Below are 19,054 nucleotides of genomic sequence, written 5' to 3'. Positions count from 1 at the left end.
GATGGAGGGGAACCGGATTAAACGTGTCCTCCGGTGAAACACTTTTGAGCACACCGATGGAAGAACGCCTCACCGGACACTCCTGATGGTCTCTCTCACCCGCGTTCGTCGCTCGCCGGCGGTCCCCGTCGCCGTCTGCCTCCTGTCGGCCGCCGGACTGCTGGCGCTGGACGCGCTCGCCGTCCTCCCCCGGCCGACGGTGTTGCGAGCGGGGTTCTCGTTGGTCGGGGCCGTCGTCGCGCTCGCGCTGTTCGTCGCCTCCCGCGAGACGGCCTCTGACGGCGAACGGGCTCTCGACCCCGGCCGCCGCCTCTCGCCGGCGCTCGTGACGAAGGCCGTCGTCGCCCTCTCGTGCGGCGCGGTCGTGGCCGCCGCCCGCCTGAACTCGCGTCTGGTCCCCCTCGCCGTCCTCCTTCCGATCGGGCTGTTCGCGGTCGCGCTCCAGATCCGCGGCGATCCGTCCGTGCCGGCGGTGCTGACGCAGTTGGGAGCGCTGTTCGCGGCCGCGCGGCTCGGTAAGTACGTCACGACCGGCTTCTACTTCGGCGGGACCGACACCTTCGCCCACGTCGCGGCCGTCGACGCGCTGATCGAGACGGGCCGCACGACGGCCATCCCGCACGGGTACGACCTCTATCCCGTCTTCCACTTCGTCGTCGGCACGGTCGAACACGTCACGAGGCTGCCGTCGTACGACGCGCTCGTGCTGGCCGGGGTCGCGTCGATGACGCTCGTCGTCCCGATCGCGTATCTCCTCGGGTGGTCCGTGTTCGGCTCGACGCGGCTCGGCCTGTTGGCCGCGCTGTCGGTCACGCTCCTGGAGTTCTTCTCGTACCACGCGCTGTACTTCTACCCGCAGGCGCTGGCGAGCGTCCTCATTCTGGTCGCGGTCTACGTCAACAGCCAGCTCCGGCAGGCCGCGGACGAGCGGACGTTCCGCCGCCTCTCGGTGTTCGTCCTCGCGCTGGTGGCGACGATGGTCGTCACCCACCACCTCACGTACATCCTCTTCGCCGGCGTCGCCGCCGTGGCCGTCCCATTCGCGCTCGTCCGGCCGTCCCTGTTCGGTCGGGCGAAGCCGGCCGCCGCCGTCGGGGCGTTCCGCTACCGGTGGCTGTTCCCCGGTCTGGTCGGCGCGGTGCTCCTGCTCACGTACTGGGCGTACTCGCCCAGCCTCATCACGGTCGGCATCGTCGAGCTGACCGCCGGCGTGCTGTTGGACGTGGCGACGATTCCGGGCGGCCAGCTGTACACCTACGGGGCGCCGCTCCCGACGGACACCGTCGGCCGCGCCGTCGAGTGGCTGCTGACGCCGACCGGGGTGTACGCGTCAGGGCTGACGGCGCTGGCGCTGCTCGCGGGATACGAACTGCTGGCCGAGTTCAGGGCCTACCGGCGCGGGTTCACGCTCGCCGCGACCGGGCTGGTGCTGTCCCCGCTCCTGCTCCCGCTGCCGATCCCGGTCCCGCAGCTGGAGCGGCTCAAGTTCGTCGTGACGCTCGTTGTGCTGTTCCCGCTGAGCGTCGGCCTGAAGCGGGCGCTGTCGGTCGACCGCCGGTACGTCGTCGTCGCGCTGGTCCTCGTCGCCGCGCTCGGCGGAGCGACGGCGTTCACCGTGCTGGCGGCCGACGACATGTCCGAGACGTACATCGACGAGCCCAGGGAGCAGGTGACGATGACGGACGGCGAGTACGGCTCGGTCGGGACGACGGCGGCGTTCCTCCGGGAGTACGGCGACGGGCCGACCGCCACCGACCGGGTGACGAACCGCGCGTTCGAGACGGCGTCGTTCAACGCCACGCGCCAGCTTCGGGCCCGGCAGCCCGGATTGCGGGCCGACGCGACGTACCTCGTCGTCCGGGAGCGCTGGACCGACCACGTGGTCGCGCTCGGCGACGGCCTCCGGAGCGGCGAGCTGAACACCTTCACCGTCTCGCAGGCGCGGTTCGACCGGGCCGACAGCACGCGGGACAAGGTGTACACCACCGCCCGCGTCAGGGTGTACCGGAGCGACGACGGCTTCGAGGGCGTCTACGGCAACGGCACCGACCGGTAGGCGAGGCTCCGGAGCAGGGCGACGAGCGTCCACGGGTGCGGCGAGATGCGGAGCGCCCGCGAGAGGAACTCCACCGCGCGGTCGTACTCGCCGGCGGCGTGACAGGCCCGCCCGAGGTCGGTGTACAGCTGCGTGTAGTAGATCGGGAGGTACGGCTGGGCCGCCGGGACGCGCTGGCTGACGAGGTAGCCGAAGCGCTTCGCGTGCTCGCGGTACGTGTCGACGTCCATCCCTGTCGCCGTCATGCTGGCCTCGTGGCGGCGGCGCGAGAAGAGGTCGGGACAGCAGCAGATGCCGGCCGCGGTGGCGGCCTCGAGGACGTACAGCAGGTCCTCGCCCCGGTCCAGCCCGGTCTCGAAGCGGACGTCGACCCGATCGGTGTCGACGAGGACCGCCGAGGTCACCTCCGAGAGGTCGCCGACGAACACGTCGTAGACGAAGTCGTCGAGCGTCGTCGGCGACCCCTGGACGCAGAGGCCCGCCCCGGTCTCCGCCATCCGGTCGAGCTGGCGCTCCAGCTTGTCGGGCACCCAGAGGTCGTCGGCGTCGAGGAAGGCGACGTACCGGGTCGACGCGCGGTCGAGCCCGGCGTTCCGGGCGTCCGCCGGGCCGGTGTCCACGTCGTCGACGACGACGAGCTCCGTCGGGACGGTCTGCTCCGCGACGGTGCGTTTCGCCTCCTCCAGCATCGACTCGGGCGTGTACCTCGGGCTGTAGGGGATCACGACCGACACGGGCTCGGTCACCATTCGGCCATCACCTCGCGGTGGACCTCGTTGAGCCGCTCGGCGTGGCGCTCCCACGTCCACCCCTGATCGAGCAGCCGGCGGTGGCCGGCCTCGCCCATCTCGCGCAGGCGCGCGGGCTCGTCCAGGAGGGCGTCGAGCGCCTCGGTCAGCCGCTCGGGGTCGCGCGGCGGGACGAGGACGCCGGTCTCGCCGTCGACGACCATCTCCGGGATACCCCCCACGTTCGAGGCCAACACCGGCGTCTCCGCCGCCATCGCCTCGTAGATCACCGTCGGGCGCCCCTCCTGCCGGCTCGGGTGGACCAGCACGTCGGCGGCGACGTGCCAGCGGCGCAGCGCCACCGGGTCGAGCCGCCAGAACGAGCGAGCAGGGTGCGAGAGCTCGCCCAGCCGGTCAAGCAGCCACCAGCGGAGGTCCCCCTCGTGGCCGACCGTCACCAGCAGCACGTCCTCGCGGTCGAGCGCGTCGACGGCCTCGACCAGCTCCCGGAGCCCCTTCTCCTCGGTGTAGGCCCCGACCGAGAGCACCACCTTCGTCTCGGGGTCGATCCCGAGCTCGTCGCGTATCCGGTCCCGGCGGTCGGTCGGGAACTTCGACGGGTCCTCGCCGATGGGCACGGTCAGCACCTTCTCGTCGGGCGCGAACCGCTTGGCGACCCCGGCGAGTTCGTCGCTGACCGTGAGGATCCGCGAGGCGTAGTCGATCGTCTCGCGGATCCGCTCTTTCGCTCCCCGGTTGAACGAGTCGTAGTTGTGGAGGTCGACCGCGTGGCTGTTGACGACCAGCGGAACGTCGTGTCGCCGGCAGTACCGGAGCATGCCGTAGCCGTCGAGGTAGATGTCCGAGACGTGGACGAGGTCGTGGGGCGTCTCGAAGGCTTCCTCGACGTAGGGGGTGACGCGCTTCTGGATCGAGTCGCCCGAGCGGTGGTAGAAGTACCGCTTGGGAACCAGGTAGAAGAACCGCGGGTAGTGGGCCACGTAGGTCCCCCACCGCTCCGTCTTCGGGACGTGTCGGTACTCCGAGTGCGGGCCGACGGGCGGGGCGTACGGCGTCGGCACGACGAGGTCGAGCTCCGCGGCGGTCCGGTTCAGCGCGTCGAACGATCGGTGGTTGAACGGAGAGCGCACCGCGAGCGGGTGGCTCTGGTGGTGGACGCAACAGCCCAGCACGCGGTAGGGATCCCCCACGTCGGTCGCTCTCGCGGGCCCCGTCGACTCCGATCGGTCAGTCATCGCTCCCCCCGGCGACGAGCGCCCGCACCCCCAACACCGACCAGAACGCGAGCCGAGCGAGGTCCTTGGGTCGGACGAGCGCCCCGGCGTCCACGTACTCGCCCGCCTCGCCGAACCGGCCCTCGGCGAGGAAGTGGCCGACCAGCCCCATCCGGTGGACGCGCCGGACCGGGACGCCGCGGGCCTCGAGGTCCGCGACCAGGTCCGCGTTCCGCTCGAGGTACCGCCGGTCGTTCTCGACGTACGCCTCCGCCGGCGCGTCGCCGGTGAAGTGGGTCACCGCCAGCGGCTCGTCGACGTACGCGAGCTTTCCGGCGGACAGCACCCGGAGCACGAGGTCCCAGTCCTCGTAGATGGAGAGTCCCTCGTCGAACCCGCCGACGGCGGTCACCGCGTCACGCTCGACGAGCAGCGTCGATCCGGGACCCATGAACGCCCGCATCGACAGCAGCGCGTCCGCCAGCTCGCGGCCGCCCTCCCGGGGGGCCGACGACCGGAAGAGCGTCTCCGAGACGGCGGCGGCGAGCTGACCCATCCCCGAGAGGCCGGCGGTGGCGACGTCGCAGTACGCGCCGATCCACCCGTCTCCGCGGTCGGCGAGCGTCGAGAGCTGGCGTTCCAACTTCCGGGGGAGCCACTCGTCGTCGGAGTCGAGGAAGGCGACGTAGTCGCCGCGGGCGGCCTCGACGCCGGTGTTGCGGGCGGCGCTCACGCCGCGGTTGGTCTCGTGCGCGAGGTACCGGACCCGCGGGTCGTCGATCCCCTCCACCGCCTCTCGCGTCCCGTCGGTGCTGCCGTCGTCGACGACCGCCACCTCGATGTCCTCGACCGTCTGCGCGAGCGCGCTGTCGACCGCGCGGCCGACGAGGTCGGCCCGCTCGTACGCGGGGACGACGACGCTGACGCGCGGGCTCTCGGTCGTCTCACTCATGCATGACCTCGCGGTGGATCTCGCCCAGCCGCTCCGCGTGGCGCCGCCACGTCCACCCCTGATCGAGCAGCCGCCGATGCCCGGCCTCGCCCATCTCGCGCAGCCGTTCGGTGTCGTCGAGGAGGTAGTCGATCGCCTTCCTCAATTCCTCCGAGTCGTGCGGAGCGATCAGCGTCCCGGTCTCGCCGTCGACGACCATCTCGGGGATCCCCCCCACGTTCGAGGCCAGCACCGGCGTCTTCGCCGCCATCGCCTCGTAGATCACCGTCGGACGCGCCTCGAAGTGGCTCGGGAGGACGAGTAGGTCGGCGGCCACGTGGAGCCGGCGGACCGCGATCGGATCCAGCTCCCAGTAGGCGTGAGAGGGATGAGACAGCTCACCGAGTCGATCGAGGAACCACCATCGCAACGTCCCGCCGTGCCCGACGGCAGCGACGGCCACGTCGTCGCGATCCAGCGCGTCGAGAGCGGCCGCCAGCTCGCGAACGCCCTTCTCCTTCTCGAACCGGCCGACGAACAGCAGTAGCTTCGTGTCCGGGCCGATCCCGAGCTCCCGACGGATGGCCTCGCGGCGGTCGGTCGGATATTTTTCCGGGTCCTCGCCGATGGGGAGGGTCGTGACCTTGCTTGCGGGCGCGAAGCGCTCCGCGATCTCGGCGAGCTCGTCGCTGACCGTCAACACCGCCGAGCAGTAGTCGATCGTCTCGCGGATCTGCGACTGGACGGTCTCGTTGAACCGGTCGAAGTTCTTCAGGTCGCCGGCGTGCGAGAGCGCGACGAGCGGCACGTCGTGCTCCCGGCAGTACGAGAGCGCGGCGTAGCCGTCGAGATAGAACCCGCAGGCCTGGACGACGTCGTGGGGCGTCTCGAAGGTCTCTTCCACGTACGCTTCGACCCGCTTTTGCGCGGAGTTTCCAGAGACGTGATAGAAGTATCTCTTGGGCAACATATAGAGGAACCGCGGGTAGTGGACTCGGTAAGACCCCCACTGTTCGGTCTTCGGGACGCGCCGGTACTCCGAGTATGGCCCAATGGGCGGGGCGTACGGCGTCGGCGACACCACGTCCAGATCGACCCCGGTGGCGTTGAGCGCGTCAAACGACCGGTGGTTAAACGGGGTTCGCACCTGGAACACGTGGTTCGGGTGTTCGGTCGCACAGCCGAGGACGCGGTAGCTCGGGTCCTCGGCTGGCCCCGAGGTCGGATCGGTCGTGGGTGCCTGGTCGTCTGCCATGGTGTGGCGCCGACACGGCCGGCCGTGTCGGCTCGTTCGTACGACATACCTCGGGGGGGCATCATATCCTTTCCGGAGCCGACACCGGGCGGCGATCGCCGAGCAACGCTTTTTATCCCTCGGACGGGTATCGGGGCGCGTGTGTTCCCTAACGCCCGCCGTCGTCGGTGGTTCCCGTGACCGCACCGCTCGACCGCCGGTCGTACCTCGCCGCCCTCCTCGCTTCGACGGCGGGCTGTTCGGGATGGGGCGGTGACGGCGACATGACGACCGATCCGCCCGCGGAGCCGATCGACTCGCTGGTCGCCGGTCACGTCGTGGCCGTCGGGCTTGACCTCGAGGAGACGGTGATCAGGACGGCGGACACGGAGACGCCGGTCCAGGACGCGCTCGACGCTGTCGCCGACTCGGGCGGCCGCGTCTACCTGCCGCCGGGGCTGGTGCGGGAGCGCGGGCCGGTGCGGCCGCACCGCAACACCGGGATCTACGGGTTCGGGATGAACGTCTCGGTGCTCCAGATCGCCGAGGCGAACACCGACGGGATCCTGTTCGACCGCGACCCGCGGGCCAGCCGCGTCGCGTTGGACGGGTTCGAGCTCCGCGGTCCGGGCCGGAACACGTCCTCGGGTGTAGCGATACACTTCCGAGACAACGACGCCGACCCGGTGAGCGATCCCGCGGACTTCTACGTCGGCCGCCTCTACTGCTGGGCCTGGAACGACTCGGTGTACCGGGTGGACGAGGGGGTGGGCCCGTTCCAGTGCCGCCACGACTTCCTGCGGATGGACGACTGCGACGCCGGCGACCGGGACGCCCTCATCGAGTGGCGGTCCTCGTACGGACCGGCCAACTGGTTCGGCACGGTCGTCGCCTACCCGTCGGCGGAGCGGAGCGGCGCCGACAGCGGCCTGCTGTACCAACGCGGCGGCGAGATCACCGTCGAGAACATCACGACGGGGACGACGACCGGCCGCCTCGTGGACAAGGCGTACGGTCGCCTCCACGTCGGCCGCCTCCACTACGAGCCGGTCGAACAGCGGGCCGTCCCCGACTCGCTCGTCCGGATCGGACCGGGCGGCGCGACCCGGATCAACGACGTGATCGTCGACTCCGGCGCGGCGGAGTACGCGTACGAACTCCGTCGAAGGGCCGGTAACGCGGTCCTGTTCGCTCCCGCCGACGGACGGGGAACGATCCGCGAGAACGCGGTCAACGTCGCCGGACAGCTCTCCGCCGACCGGCCCTCGTGGTACTTCGGGTCCGCGGCCGACGTGGACGTGACCGGCCGCTCGCGGACCGGGAACCTCCGCGTACTGGGGACCGCGGGACGGGGGATGGGCTGAGCGGGGTCGCCGCCGACGAACGGACTCGCGGCGGGGGCGGGATCACCGACAGCGTTATTCGAAACGGCAACGAGTCCGAACCGTGTCGAGCCAGCCACCCGACGGCGACGACGCCCCTCCCCTGGTGTCCGTCGTCGTCGTCACCTACAACTCGGCGGCGACCGTTGGCGAGACGCTCTCCTCGCTCTCCGAGCAGACGTACCCCGGCGACCGGTACGAGGTCCTCGTCGTCGACGGCGGAAGCAGCGACGAGACCGAGGCCGTGGTCTCGGAGTACGACGCGGCGTTCCACGTCGTCGAGGGCGGCAGTATCGGCGCGTGTCGGAACCGGGGCGTCGCCCTCGCGACCGGCGAGTACGTCGCCTTCACCGACTCCGACTGCGCGGTCCCCGCGACGTGGATCGCCGCCCACGTCGATCGGCTTGAGGACCGGGAGGACGAGACCGTCGTCGGCGTCGGCGGGCCGAACCGACCGTTCCCCGACGACCCGCCGTTCGCCAAGCTGGTCGGGAGTCTTCAGGGGACCGTCTTCGGGTCGGGCGGGTCGCCGCAGTCGCACGCCATCGACGAGGTGCGGACGGTTCGGTCAGTCGCGGCCTGTAACGTCGTGTACGACGCCGCGGTGTTCGAGTCGCACCGCTACGACGACGCGGTCAACGTCGGCGAGGACGCCGAGTTCCACCACCGGCTCGCGGAGGAGGGGTACCGATTCCTCTTCGACCCGGCCACCGCCGTCTCCCACCACCTCTCGGCCGACCTCGGCTCCTTCTCCCGGAAGAACCGCTCGTACGGCCGCGCGATGGCTCGCATCCAGCGCCGCCACGGGGCGCTGATCCGGTGGTACTCCCCGCTGCCGTCGCTGGCGCTCGGCGGCGGGACGCTCGCCGCGCTCGCGGACGTCCGGCGTCGGAAGCCCCGGTACGTCCCGCTGTTGGCGCTCGCCTTCTTGGCCGTCAGCGCGTACGCGACGCGTCAGGTGTACCGCGACCGCCGGAGCCCGCTGGCGCTGCTCGTCCCACTCCTGCTCGCGGTCCAGTACGTCTGCTACGGCGTCGGCTTCTTGGAGGGGCTGATCGCGTCGGACCCGGAGCCGACGGATCGCTCCTAGCCGAACTCCGAGGCGGACGCGGCCTCGCCGCTGTGACGTGACCGCACGCGCTCACGACTGCTGTTGGTGTCTCCTCACACGACGCATGACGCGTCTGTCTCCGTTCGAAAAGGACTATCAAGTGACGGTCGAGAGCGACCGGGAGTACCTCTCGCGGGCGGACGCGCTGGACGGGTTCCTCTTCGCGGTCGCTGAGGGAGACGACCTGAACGCGACGATCGGCGGGAACGACGGGTCGGAACACGCCCTCTGGCTGGACGACCTGCTCGGAGTGTTGATCCTGGAGATCGCGAGAACGCACGACGTCGATCCGGCCCATATCGGACACATGGCCGTCCGGTTCGCGCTGGAACACATGGGCGACTAGGTCGTCCCGAACTCCCCGAGCGCACGTCTCGTCGTTTCGACCCCCGCTCTCCGACGCTCGGTTTTCGACACCCGCTTCTCTGACACTCTTTCGGCATTCGATTCCATTGACCCCGCTTTCAGACCCTCCGGCGCCCGCTACGCCCGGTAGATCCCGATCGCCCAGTGGTGTTCGCCCAGCACCTGATACCCCAGCCCTAGGTTGCCGTCGACCGCGCAGTGCCACCCATCGCCGTCGAACCACGGGTCGACCTGGTGCATCGCCCCGGAGTTCCACCCGATTCCGCCCGGCGGGTTCACCACCGGCGAGTCGTCCCGCCGCCGGTCCTCGTACGTCGAGGGCGTCAGATCCGAGATCTCGTAGGCGTGGACCCGCTCGCCGTAGCGGTTCGCACAGTCCTGATAGAACGCGAGCACGCGGTCGTCGAAGACGAGCGGGCGGCCCCCCGGTCGGGCGGCGCGCGGGCGGTCCTCGACGACTGGGTTCCGCTCGTGAGGGGTCCACTCGGCGGCCTCCAGGTCGTCGCTGTGGTAGGCGTAGAGGTCGGTCCCGTCGCCGAGGAGCCCCCACCAGCGGCCCTCCCACCGGAAGGCGCTGAAGTCGTGGAGCGGCGCCGCGGGCTCGACGAGGTCGGCGACGGGCGTCCACTCGCGGGGGAACGACTCGGCCCGGAACAGCGTGACCGGCGCCGGGCCGCGCTCCTTGCCCCAGCGGTCGGGGATCATGTAGTGGTCGCCCTCCCACCGGAAGACGTAGGGGTACGAGAGGTGCTCGTCGGTCTCGAGGACGACCCGGTCGTACGTCCAGTCGTACCCGTCGTCGCTCTCGGCGTGGGCGATGGCGGCCGTCGGCTCGCGGTTGTGCGTGTACACCTCGAAAAAGAGGTGCCAGCGACCGTCGCCGGCGACGAACAGGAAGGGGTCCGCGACGCAGTCGGTCCGCCCGAAGTCGGTCACGTCGGCCGCCGTCAACACCGGATTGATCCCCGGAACCGGTTCGAACGCCGCGGGCGGACGGGGGGCCTCGACGGGGTACGACGGCACCGTCTCGCGGTCGTACCGGCCGCGCAGGTCGGCCGCGGCGGGCGGATCGCGGCCGGACGGCGTTCGCATGTGGAGCCGCTCGCCGGCGTGCCACGCGGCCCGCTCGACGACCGGGACGCTCGCGAGGGTCCGTCGGAGTTGACCCAGCGCCGGCCCTGCTCGGTGGCGCGCGTGGGCGAGCAGCCGCCGGGGTTGCTGTGTGCTGTCGTCGGGCATTCTGAATAGTGTCCCCGTCGAATGGGGCGTACTTAACCCTCCCTCCTGGACGGCGGCGGCGATCACGATCGGTGTCCGAGCCCGGATCGGTGTCCGGGGTCGGGGATCGGAACCCGGTGCCGGCAGATTAGAACCCGGTGCCGGCCGTGCCGAGCGCGCGAAGGCCGCCGGTCGATCCCTGGTTGTGGGTGACGGACACGTCGTCGGGAGAGCCCTGGTACAGCGACGGTTCGGCCGGGTCGACGGGGTACGAGAGGTTGACGACGTTCTCCGCGATGTCGGCCGCCGCCCCGAGTTCGATGTAGGGGCCGAGCAGCTTCCGCCCCGGGCCCCGGCCGTTGTAGTCGTCGTACCCCAGTTCGTACACGTAGTCCGCGACGCCGGTGACGTGTTTGACCGAGTCGATCACGGCGGTCCCGTGGCCGCGCAGGCGGACGATCGCGGGCGGGTTCGTCGGGTTCGTGGTGGGCTCCCAGTGGACGTTCCCGAACTCGACGACGCTGTCCCACGTCTGGTCGATCGCGATCCCCGCGGACCCGCCCATGGTGAGGTAGTCGACCGTCTGGGTCCCGCCGCGCGAGAAGAACACGGTGGTGTTGTTCCCGGTGACGGTCGCGCTCGGGTACGCCGCGATCGTCCCGAACCAGTTGGCCGGCCCGTACCACGAGCGGAACTCGAAGAGCCCATCCTGGTCGCCGGCGTCGCACTCGTAGATCGTGATCTGCTCGTGGCGACACTGGAACGGTCCTACCCCCTCGTCGACCCGGTACACCGAGTTGTTCCACCCCCAGAACAGGAGGCGGCCGACGAAGAGGTCCTGGGTGTCCCGGTTCGTGTGATGGATCGCGACCCCGGTCGGCCCCGTTCCCGCGGGTCCGTTCAGCGCGAACCCGTCGAGTCGGACGCGGCTCACGCCGGAGTCGCGGTCGAACAGGATCCCGTCCGCGTCGCGGTCGGTGATCGCGACCTTCGAGATCTCGACGCCCAGCCCGAGGATCTGCGTCTCCTCGTAGGGGCGGATCGGGCCGGTCTCCTCGACGACCCCTGTCGGGAGGCGGACCTCCCCGCCGCCGGCCGCGGCGACGATGTCGAGCGCGTCCTGGATCGGCGTGTCCGTCCCCGCGGGGTCGACCGCGCGGGGGCTCGTGTTGTTCTTCCCGATCGCGACGACGTTGCCTGCCAGCAGCAGCGAGAAGACGCCGTCGCCGGACCCGTCTCCCGAGGATCCGCCCGATCCGATCGTTCCGAGCTGGCTCCACGAGCCGCCGTCGCCGAGATACACGTTCCCGGTGTCGGTGGCGAGGAACTTTGCGCCGGCCTTGGCGGCGTAGTTCGACCGACTCGCGTCGGTGTCGCGGATCTCCACGTCCGTGTCGATGCGTTCGAAGTTGCGGTTCAGCGGTTCGTCCCAGTCGAGGGTTCCCTCGGCCGGAGTCTCGTATTGATGGTTATCGGTCATTGTCGTTCGTTGGTTCCGTTATGCTTGCTCCTCGGGGACGCCGCCGTATCCGTGGCTCCCGTATCCCGACTCGCCGAACTCGTCGTTCGGCACCGTCGGCTCGTCGTCCGGTTCGTCGCCGTTCGAGTCCTCCGGCTCCTCGGTCGTTCCGCCCTCGACGAGGGCGGTTATCTGTGATCCCGTGAGCGCGGCGTCGTACACGCGGACGTCGTCGACGCTCCCGTTCATCGGGTAGTGGCTGGCGTAGCCGTTGTCGCCGCGGCCGACGTACAGCGACCGGGCGCTGTGGACAACGTCTCCGGACTGCGAGTCGTCGCGCGCGACCTCCTCGCCGTCGAGGTACATCACGAGCGAGCTCCCGTCCCACGTGCACGCGAGGTGGTGCCACTCGCCGTCGTGGGTGGTCGTGCGCGGATTCACCGCGGCTCGGCCGCTCTCGACGGCGACGTGCGCGCGTAGGCTGTTCGGGGTCTGGACCTCGGCGGCGTACCCCTCGTCGCCGAAGCGGGCGTCCGCCTTCTGGACGAGCGTCTGCTCGTTCGCGCCGCTGTCCGTGCGGAACCACCCGCCGAAGGTGAGCTTCGCCGGCCGGAGCGCCGCCGCGTCCGCGACCTCGACGTAGTCGTCCGGACCGTCGCCGAACGCGATGCCGGAGTCCCCGAAGACCCCCTCCGCGTCGAGCGCGGGGGAGCCCCGGACGAAGCCGTCGGCCGCGCCGGCACCGTCCTCGACCGTCACGCCGGACGTCTCGGCGAACCCCCAGCGAGCCGCCGGGGACGGCTGGGAAGCGGGATCGGTCGGCGCCGGCTCCGGCTCGGGTTCGGGTTCCGTTTCCGTCTCTTGGCCGTCGTCCGGCTCGGGTTCTGGTTCCGGTTCGGGCTCCGGCTCCGCCTCTTGATCGTCGTCCGGCTCGGATTCGGGCTCCGGTGCCGGCTCCGGAGACGTTTCGATACCCTCGAACAGCGAACCTACCTCCTCGGCGCTCAGCGCGCGGCTGTACACGCGGACGTCGTCGACGCTCCCGTTCATCGGGTAGTGGCTGGCGTAGCCGTTGTCGCCGCGCGCGAGGTACAGCGACCGGTCGCTGTGGACCGCGTCTCCGGACTGCGAGTCGTCGCGCGCGACCTCCTCGCCGTCGAGGTACATCACGAGGGCGCTGCCGTCCCACGTGCATACGAGGTGATGCCACTCGCCGTCGTGAGTGGCGACCCCCCAGGGGTTCACGCTGGCGCGGCCGCTCTCGACGGCGACGTGCGCGCGTAGGCTGTTCGGGGTCTGGACCTCGGCGGCGTACCCCTCGTCGCCGAAGCGGGCGTCCGCCTTCTGGACGAGCGTCTGCTCGTTCGCGCCGCTGTCCGTGCGGAACCACCCGCCGAAGGTGAGCTTCGCCGGCCGGAGCGCGGCCGCGTCCGCGACCTCGACGTAGTCGTCCGGACCGCCGAACTCGTAGGCCGTCGAGTCGTAGACGCCGGGAACGCTCCGCGTCGGCGCGCCGCGAACGCTCCCGTCGTTGCCGCCGGCGGCGTCCGTCGCCGTCCCGTCTGACTCGTCGAGCGACCAGTGGGCGACGAGCCCGTCCGCGGGCCCGATGACGGCGCGCGAGAGGACGGCCCCGCCCGAGAGCGCCGCCGGAACGCCCCCGTAACCGAAGCGCGTGGTCGACGGGACCTCTCCGTTCAGCGGGTCGGCGACGCCCAGGCAGCCGGCGACCGAGCTCGCGCCGAGGGTCGTGACCCCCGTTATCTTGAGCATCGTCCGTCGTGTTACTCCCCTCGCGTTCCCCTCCGGAGGCGGATCTGTGACCATATGTACCGTCCAGAGGTCACTGACAGAGATAACGCTGTCTCCGACACGTATCTGTAATATTACTAGAAGAAGTCAAAAAACACTCCCGAAGAAAACGCGTTCGTACAGTCTCTGGAACACCGATTGGGTATTCGACGGTTGCGATCGCAGCCGGATTTCCCCGGCTCGTCGACGGGTCGCCCCTCGCTGTCGGCGACGTGAGGCGCGGACGGCCGGAGCGTCGCGGCGCCCACGGCATCACCGCGTGAGAACAGTTAAGAAATCCCGTCCAGTGGTGTACCTATGCAGCGTCAGCGCTCGGACCGGCCGCGGTCGACCAACCGTCGGGAACTACTGCGCGCGCTCGGCAGTGTCGGTCTGGCCGGCGCTCTCGCGGGGTGTTCCTCGGACGAATCGCCGCCCGAGGAGGAGCCGAACGGGACCGAGGAGCCGCCGAACGGGACCGACGAACCGCCCGAGGCCGAGGAACCGCCGGAGGAAACGGACGGGCCGAACTACTTCGAGCAGGGGGAGGCGATCGGTCTGGAGGAGGTCGCGACCGGGCTCACCTCGCCGAACGCGCTCGTGACGGCCGACGACGGCACCGAGCGGCGATTCGTGCTCGACCAGGTCGGGACGATCCACGTTCTCGGCGACGACGGGCTCCGGCCGACGCCGTTTCTCGACATCTCCGACCGTCTCGTCGCGATCGGGGAAGACCTCCCGTCTTGGGTCGCATTCGACGAGCGGGGGCTGCTGGGACTGGCGTTCCACCCGGACTTCGAGAGCAACCGGCGGTTCTACGTCCGATACAGCGCCCCCACCGACGACGGGACCATCGACCACCTGGAGCGGCTCTCGGAGTTCTCGGCGACCGACGACGGCGAGACGGGCGTTCCCGACAGCGAGCGCGTCCTCTTGGAACTGCCGTGGGAGCGTCCGCTCCACCAGGCCGGGTCGATCGAGTTCGGTTCCGACGGCTACCTGTACGGGGCGCTCGGCGACGGACTGAACCCCTCCAACGGGCAGAACCTCACGAACCTCAACGGGAGCGTCATCCGGATCGACGTGGACGGTCGCACCCGAGATCTCCCGTACGGGATTCCGGAAGACAATCCGCTCGTCGGACGAACTGGACGCGACGAACTGTACGCGTGGGGGCTTCGAAACCCCTGGAAGATGGCCTTCAGCGGCGATCGGCTCATCGTCGGCGATGTGGGACAGGCCACCTGGGAGGAGATCAACGTGATCGAGGCGGGGAGCAACTACGGCTGGCCGCTCAAGGAGGGCACCCGCTGTCACAACCCGCAGTTCGGCACGAGCACCGAGGAGCGGTGTGACGTCGAGTCCGAACAGGGGGAGCCGCTCGTCGATCCCGTGGTCGAGTTCCCGCACTTCGACGAGGAGGGGTACGCGGTCGGTTTCGCGGTCATCGGGGGCCACGTTCACGCCGGCCCGATCGACGCCGTCGACGGCTCGTACCTCTTCGGCGTCTACACCAACTCCTTCACGTCGGCGGCCGGCCGCCTCCTCACGGCCGAGCCGCGGGAGTCGGGCGAGTGGCCGGTGCGGGAGCTACAGGTGGAGGGCGGCCTCGACATTCAGGTGCTCTCGCTGGGGCAAGCAGGGTCCGACAGCTACGTCTTGGGGACCCGCGCGGCCCTCTCGGAGGACCCCCTCTCACGGCAAGAGGGCGTCGTCTACCGGCTCACGGAGTGAGCTTCACTCCCTGACGTTCCGAACGTTCTCGACGATCTTCGCCCGGAGCGACGGGGAGGCGAGGACGCCGGCGCCGTAGACGACCGCGGAGAACGCCACCGCGGCCGCGAGCGTGACCGGCGTGTCGACCGCTATCGTCCGCACGAGCGCGACAAGCGCGGCGCCCATCGCGAGCGCGGCGGCGACCAGCCAGCCCACGTCGCGAGCGGGGAAGCGGACGGTGGTGAGCCGACGGAGGTAGTAGCCGAGTATCGCGGTGTTGACGACCACCGACAGCAACGTCGCGGCGGCCGCACCGACGAGCCCGTACCGCGGGACGAGGAGGACGTTCAGTCCGATGTTCATCGACAGCGAGACGACCGTGGCGATGGCGCCGTACTTGGGCCGGTCGAACGCCTGTATCGCCTTGTCGAAGACGAGGTTCACCGCCTGCGGGAGCTTCTCGATCATGAGCACGAGGAAGGCGGCGGCCGCGATCGCGTACTCGGCGCCGAAGATGACCCCGAGGATCTCCCGGCCGATGACGGCGACCCCAACCACCGAGGGGACGATCAGCAGCAGCGACACCGTCATCGCGTCCGAGACGAGGTCCCGGACCCGCTCGACCGCTCCGTCCGCCTGCCACGCCGAGAGCTGCGGGAAGAGGACGCGCGCGAAGACGGTGCTGAACATGATCGCCGTCGTCGTCAGCCGCCACGCCAGCTCGTAGGCGCCCACGGCGGCCTGCGAGAGGAAGAAGCCGATGACGATGACGTCCATCCAGTTGTAGACGTGCCCGCCGAGCCCCCAGATCCCGTTGAACTTCGCGTAGTCGTAGAGCGACCGGAGGTGGCGGCGGCCGGGCCGGGCGATCGGCGTCGACACGCGGAGGCTCGCGCCGACGAGCAGGACGGTGTAGCTGACCAGCAGCGCGTAGACGAGCGCCCTGACGCCGTACCCGTACTGGAGGAGCGCGACCGCGACCGTCACGAACGTGAGGCTGCGCAGGAAGTGGAGGACCGCGGTCTGGGCCACCCGCAGCTCCCCCTGCAGGACGTGAATGACGAGCATCGACAGCTCGAACGCGATCACGACGCCGATCAGCTCCCACGTGAGGTCGGTCCCGATGTACGCCGTCAGCGGGTCCCGGATCGCGAGGACAATGACCGACACGACGGCGATCAGCAGGAGCTTCAAGGCGAGCGCCGCGCCGAACATCCGGCTCGGGTCGTCCCCGGCGCTGATCCGCTTCTCGACGGCCCCGCGCAGCCCGAAGTCGACGACCGTGGCCATCGTGTACAGCGTCGCCTCGAAGAGGAAGAAGATCCCGAGCAGCGTCGCGCCGAGCTCGCGGGCGAAGTACACCGTCCCGAAGAACCCGATCGCCGTGTTCACCAGTTCGACGCCGAACAGGAGCGAGCTCGCCCGCGCGAGGTTCATCGTGCGCCGCAGCGGCGGCGGCGCCAGCGTCCCCCGTGGACCCCGGCCGCGCATCTACAGGATACCCACCCGTTCGTACCACTCGATCGTCTCGCCGATCGCGTCCTCCCACGACCGCTGGTCGACCGGGGCCCGCTCCGCGAGGTCGGGATCGACGGTCCCGAAGTCCCCCCGTTCGAGGAACCCGTCGCCCGGGACCGGGGAAACCCCGACCCGGTGCAGGAGGTCCATCGCGGGCTTGACCCCCCACCGGATCACGCCGTAGGGGACGGACACCACGCGACAGTTCCCCGGCGCGTGGCGCGCGATACACCGGAGCACCTGCCTGTTCGTGAGGTTCGGCCCGGTCACGAGCTGTCGCCCGCTCGCGTCCCCGTCGAGACACGCGACGACGGTCCCGGTGACGTCGTCGACGTGGACCACGTTGTACTTCGCGTCGGTGTACAGCGGCGGGACGAGCACGCGGTTGGCCGCGACGGGCCGGACGTGTTCGTACCGCGTCAGCCGGTAGTCGCGCGGCCCGAAGATGTAGGTCGGGTAGACGGCGGACACCTCGAAGGGGTGGTCCCGGCCGAACAGCAGCCCCTCGGAGGCGACCTTCGACTGCTGGTACGTCGAGTCGGCGTCCGCCGGAACCTCCGGGTGCGCCCCGATCGTGCTGAGGAAGACGAACCGGTCGATTCCGGCCTCGCCGGCCGCTTCGACGAGCCGTTCGGTGCCCGCGGCGTTAGTGTGCGCCATCGCGGCGGCGTCGTAGACGGCGGCGGCGAGGTGGACGACGGCGTCGACGCCGTCGGTCCCGCCGCCCCCGTCTCCCCGGTCGGCGTCGTCGGCCTTGTCCCCCCCGTCGGCCTCGTCGCCACCCCCCTCGCCCCCCGCCATGGCGGCGGCCAGCGAGTCGGGATCAGAGAGGTCTCCCTCGACTGTGTCGACGCCGTCGGGAAGCCGAGCGGTCGACGCGGCCGGGCGGACCATCGCGACCGGATCGTGGTCGGTGCCGTCCAGCGCCGCGAGCAGGTTCAGGCCGATGAACCCCGTCGCGCCGGTCACGAGGACTCTCATCGCTTCACCTCCCGGTCGACCCCGCTCCGGTCGTACACCGCGTCGATGACCTTCGCGACCGCGACGCCGCGGTTCGCCGGCGCCGACGTGTCGCGGTCGCCCGCCGCCGCGTGGTCGGCGAAGTCGTGGATCCGCGCGGTGTGCGCGTCCTCGTCGCTGGCGGGATAGAGGGTCGCGACGCCGAGGTCGACGAGCGGGAGCTCCCCCCGCTGGAACTCGAACGGGCGGCCGTGAACGTCGCCGCTGAGGCTCTCGGCGTCGAGCTCCAGCCACCCCTCGGTGCCGACCACGAGCACGCGGCTCACGCCCTCGGTCTGCGTCCACGACGCCGAGAGATCGACCGGGACGTCGCCGAACGCGAGCGAAGCGCGGGCGGCGTCCTCGACGGCGCGGTCCCGGAGGTGGCGGACGCTCGCGTCGGTCACCGCGGGCGGCTCGTCGAACAGCTCGAGGAGGAAATCGAGGGTGTGCGGGAACAGGTCGCGGGCGACGCCGCCGCCGGAGAGCGCGGGGTCGTAGTACCAGCCCTGCGAGGGGGACGCGGAGTGATGGGCGACGGTGACCTCGACGACGTCGCCGAGGAGATCGTTCGACAGAATCTCCAGGGCCCGTTCGTAGTTCCGGTAGTAGCGGTGGAGGTACCCCACCTGCGTGACGACGCCGGCCTCGTCGGCCGCCGCGACCATCCGCCGCGCGCTCTCGGCGCTCAGGGCAAGCGGCTTCTCACAGAGGACGTGGCAGCCGGCCTCGACGGCGGCGACGAATATCTCTTCGTGGGTGCTGGGCGGCGTACAGATGGTCACGACGTCGAGATCGTGTGCTTCGAGCATCGCGGTGACGCCGTCGTACCCCGGTATCGAGAGCTCTCCTTCGACGGTCGATCGGCGGTCGTCGTCCCGCTCGGCGAAGGCGACGACCCGCGTCCGCGGGTGAGAAGCGAACGCCGGCACGTGGTAGTCGGTGGCCATCCAGCCGGCTCCGACCACCCCGACGGCAAGTCTGCTCATACGGTCTCACTCGTCCGTCTCGGGATAAATCCACCTAGCGCGTCCCGCGACGCGACCCATAGAGTTAGGGTCCCGCTCGCGGACAAGACGGTCGATGACCGAGCTCGCGACGTCGGTCCACCGGTCGATAGCCGAGGTGAAACGGGGCGAGTGGAACGCCGTCGTCGCCCAGCAGTCCCGGACGGGGAGCGGCTTCGAGCGCTACGAGTGGCTCGGGTCGCTCGCCGGCCGGGTCCTCTGCGCGCTCGGGAGCGACCGCATCGTGTCGCGGCTGTTCGCCCGGCGGGCGCGATAGCGGTCGGCCTCGGCCGCCTCGCCGCC

At 70.4% G+C, this 19,054-nt stretch carries 16 protein-coding genes; 6 read left to right on the top strand and 10 right to left on the bottom strand.

Features of this window, described 5'->3' with window-relative positions:
- Positions 1-85 precede the first annotated feature (85 nt).
- Positions 86-2,056, top strand: coding sequence for a hypothetical protein (locus CK500_RS02630; protein ID WP_233138659.1), 1,971 nt, complete (start codon positions 86-88; stop codon positions 2,054-2,056).
- On the opposite strand, the gene CK500_RS02625 is transcribed toward CK500_RS02630, so the two are convergent.
- The 4 genes from CK500_RS02625 to CK500_RS02610 are packed head-to-tail and all read right to left on the bottom strand — an operon-like array spanning position 2,032 to position 6,205.
- Positions 2,032-2,805, bottom strand: coding sequence for a glycosyltransferase family 2 protein (locus CK500_RS02625; RefSeq protein WP_095635689.1), 774 nt, complete (start codon positions 2,803-2,805; stop codon positions 2,032-2,034). The genes CK500_RS02630 and CK500_RS02625 overlap by 25 nt on opposite strands.
- A complete protein-coding gene (locus CK500_RS02620; protein ID WP_095635688.1) occupies positions 2,799-4,040 on the bottom strand; it encodes a glycosyltransferase family 4 protein in 1,242 nt (413 codons plus the stop codon). The genes CK500_RS02625 and CK500_RS02620 overlap by 7 nt, the downstream gene beginning before the upstream one ends.
- Positions 4,033-4,971, bottom strand: coding sequence for a glycosyltransferase family 2 protein (locus tag CK500_RS02615; RefSeq protein WP_095635687.1), 939 nt, complete (start codon positions 4,969-4,971; stop codon positions 4,033-4,035). The genes CK500_RS02620 and CK500_RS02615 overlap by 8 nt, the downstream gene beginning before the upstream one ends.
- Positions 4,964-6,205: a glycosyltransferase family 4 protein gene (locus CK500_RS02610; RefSeq protein ID WP_233138657.1), complete on the bottom strand. Its 1,242-nt coding sequence runs from the start codon at positions 6,203-6,205 to the stop codon at positions 4,964-4,966. Before CK500_RS02610 ends, CK500_RS02615 begins: the two co-directional genes overlap by 8 nt.
- A 176-nt stretch (positions 6,206-6,381) precedes the next feature.
- Between CK500_RS02610 and CK500_RS02605 the strand changes: the two genes are divergently transcribed.
- The 3 genes from CK500_RS02605 (at position 6,382) to CK500_RS02595 (ending at position 9,023) form a co-directional block, all read left to right on the top strand.
- Positions 6,382-7,548: a glycoside hydrolase family 55 protein gene (locus tag CK500_RS02605; RefSeq protein WP_233138656.1), complete on the top strand. Its 1,167-nt coding sequence runs from the start codon at positions 6,382-6,384 to the stop codon at positions 7,546-7,548.
- Between the two features lie 82 nt (positions 7,549-7,630).
- Positions 7,631-8,656, top strand: coding sequence for a glycosyltransferase (locus CK500_RS02600; protein ID WP_233138654.1), 1,026 nt, complete (start codon positions 7,631-7,633; stop codon positions 8,654-8,656).
- An 85-nt stretch (positions 8,657-8,741) separates the two neighbouring features.
- Positions 8,742-9,023: a hypothetical protein gene (locus tag CK500_RS02595; protein ID WP_158224020.1), complete on the top strand. Its 282-nt coding sequence runs from the start codon at positions 8,742-8,744 to the stop codon at positions 9,021-9,023.
- A 137-nt stretch (positions 9,024-9,160) separates the two neighbouring features.
- Here CK500_RS02595 and CK500_RS02590 read toward each other — a convergent pair whose 3' ends face one another.
- The 3 genes from CK500_RS02590 to CK500_RS02580 form a co-directional block, all read right to left on the bottom strand.
- Entirely contained in the window at positions 9,161-10,282 is a 1,122-nt protein-coding gene (locus CK500_RS02590; protein ID WP_233138652.1) for a glucosamine inositolphosphorylceramide transferase family protein, read from the bottom strand.
- A 127-nt stretch (positions 10,283-10,409) separates the two neighbouring features.
- Positions 10,410-11,741: a hypothetical protein gene (locus tag CK500_RS02585; protein ID WP_095635684.1), complete on the bottom strand. Its 1,332-nt coding sequence runs from the start codon at positions 11,739-11,741 to the stop codon at positions 10,410-10,412.
- Positions 11,742-11,759: 18 nt separating this feature from the next.
- Positions 11,760-13,493 carry a LamG domain-containing protein gene (locus CK500_RS02580; RefSeq protein WP_095635683.1) on the bottom strand — a complete coding sequence of 578 codons (1,734 nt, stop codon included), beginning with the start codon at positions 13,491-13,493 and terminating at the stop codon, positions 11,760-11,762.
- Between the two features lie 336 nt (positions 13,494-13,829).
- On the opposite strand from CK500_RS02580, the gene CK500_RS02575 reads away from it, so the two are divergent.
- Positions 13,830-15,245 (top strand): PQQ-dependent sugar dehydrogenase, encoded by a 1,416-nt coding sequence (locus CK500_RS02575; protein ID WP_095635682.1) that lies wholly within the window; start codon positions 13,830-13,832, stop codon positions 15,243-15,245.
- Between the two features lie 3 nt (positions 15,246-15,248).
- On the opposite strand, the gene CK500_RS02570 is transcribed toward CK500_RS02575, so the two are convergent.
- From CK500_RS02570 to CK500_RS02560, 3 genes are read right to left on the bottom strand one after another with little or no spacing between them, the layout of a single operon-like run.
- Entirely contained in the window at positions 15,249-16,718 is a 1,470-nt protein-coding gene (locus tag CK500_RS02570) for a flippase (RefSeq protein ID WP_233138651.1), read from the bottom strand.
- Complete coding sequence (locus CK500_RS02565; RefSeq protein WP_095635680.1) at positions 16,719-17,726, bottom strand: NAD-dependent epimerase/dehydratase family protein; 1,008 nt, start codon at positions 17,724-17,726, stop codon at positions 16,719-16,721.
- Positions 17,723-18,733 carry a Gfo/Idh/MocA family protein gene (locus CK500_RS02560; protein ID WP_095635679.1) on the bottom strand — a complete coding sequence of 337 codons (1,011 nt, stop codon included), beginning with the start codon at positions 18,731-18,733 and terminating at the stop codon, positions 17,723-17,725. The genes CK500_RS02565 and CK500_RS02560 overlap by 4 nt, the downstream gene beginning before the upstream one ends.
- 94 nt (positions 18,734-18,827) lie before the next feature.
- On the opposite strand from CK500_RS02560, the gene CK500_RS02555 reads away from it, so the two are divergent.
- A complete protein-coding gene (locus CK500_RS02555; RefSeq protein ID WP_095635678.1) occupies positions 18,828-19,028 on the top strand; it encodes a hypothetical protein in 201 nt (66 codons plus the stop codon).
- The last annotated feature ends 26 nt before the right edge of the window (positions 19,029-19,054 follow it).

The organism is Halorubrum salipaludis (genome assembly GCF_002286985.1).
Lineage (GTDB): Archaea > Halobacteriota > Halobacteria > Halobacteriales > Haloferacaceae > Halorubrum > Halorubrum salipaludis.
Note: the sequence above shows the minus strand (reverse complement) of the source record. Positions and strands in the feature narration are given on the sequence as shown.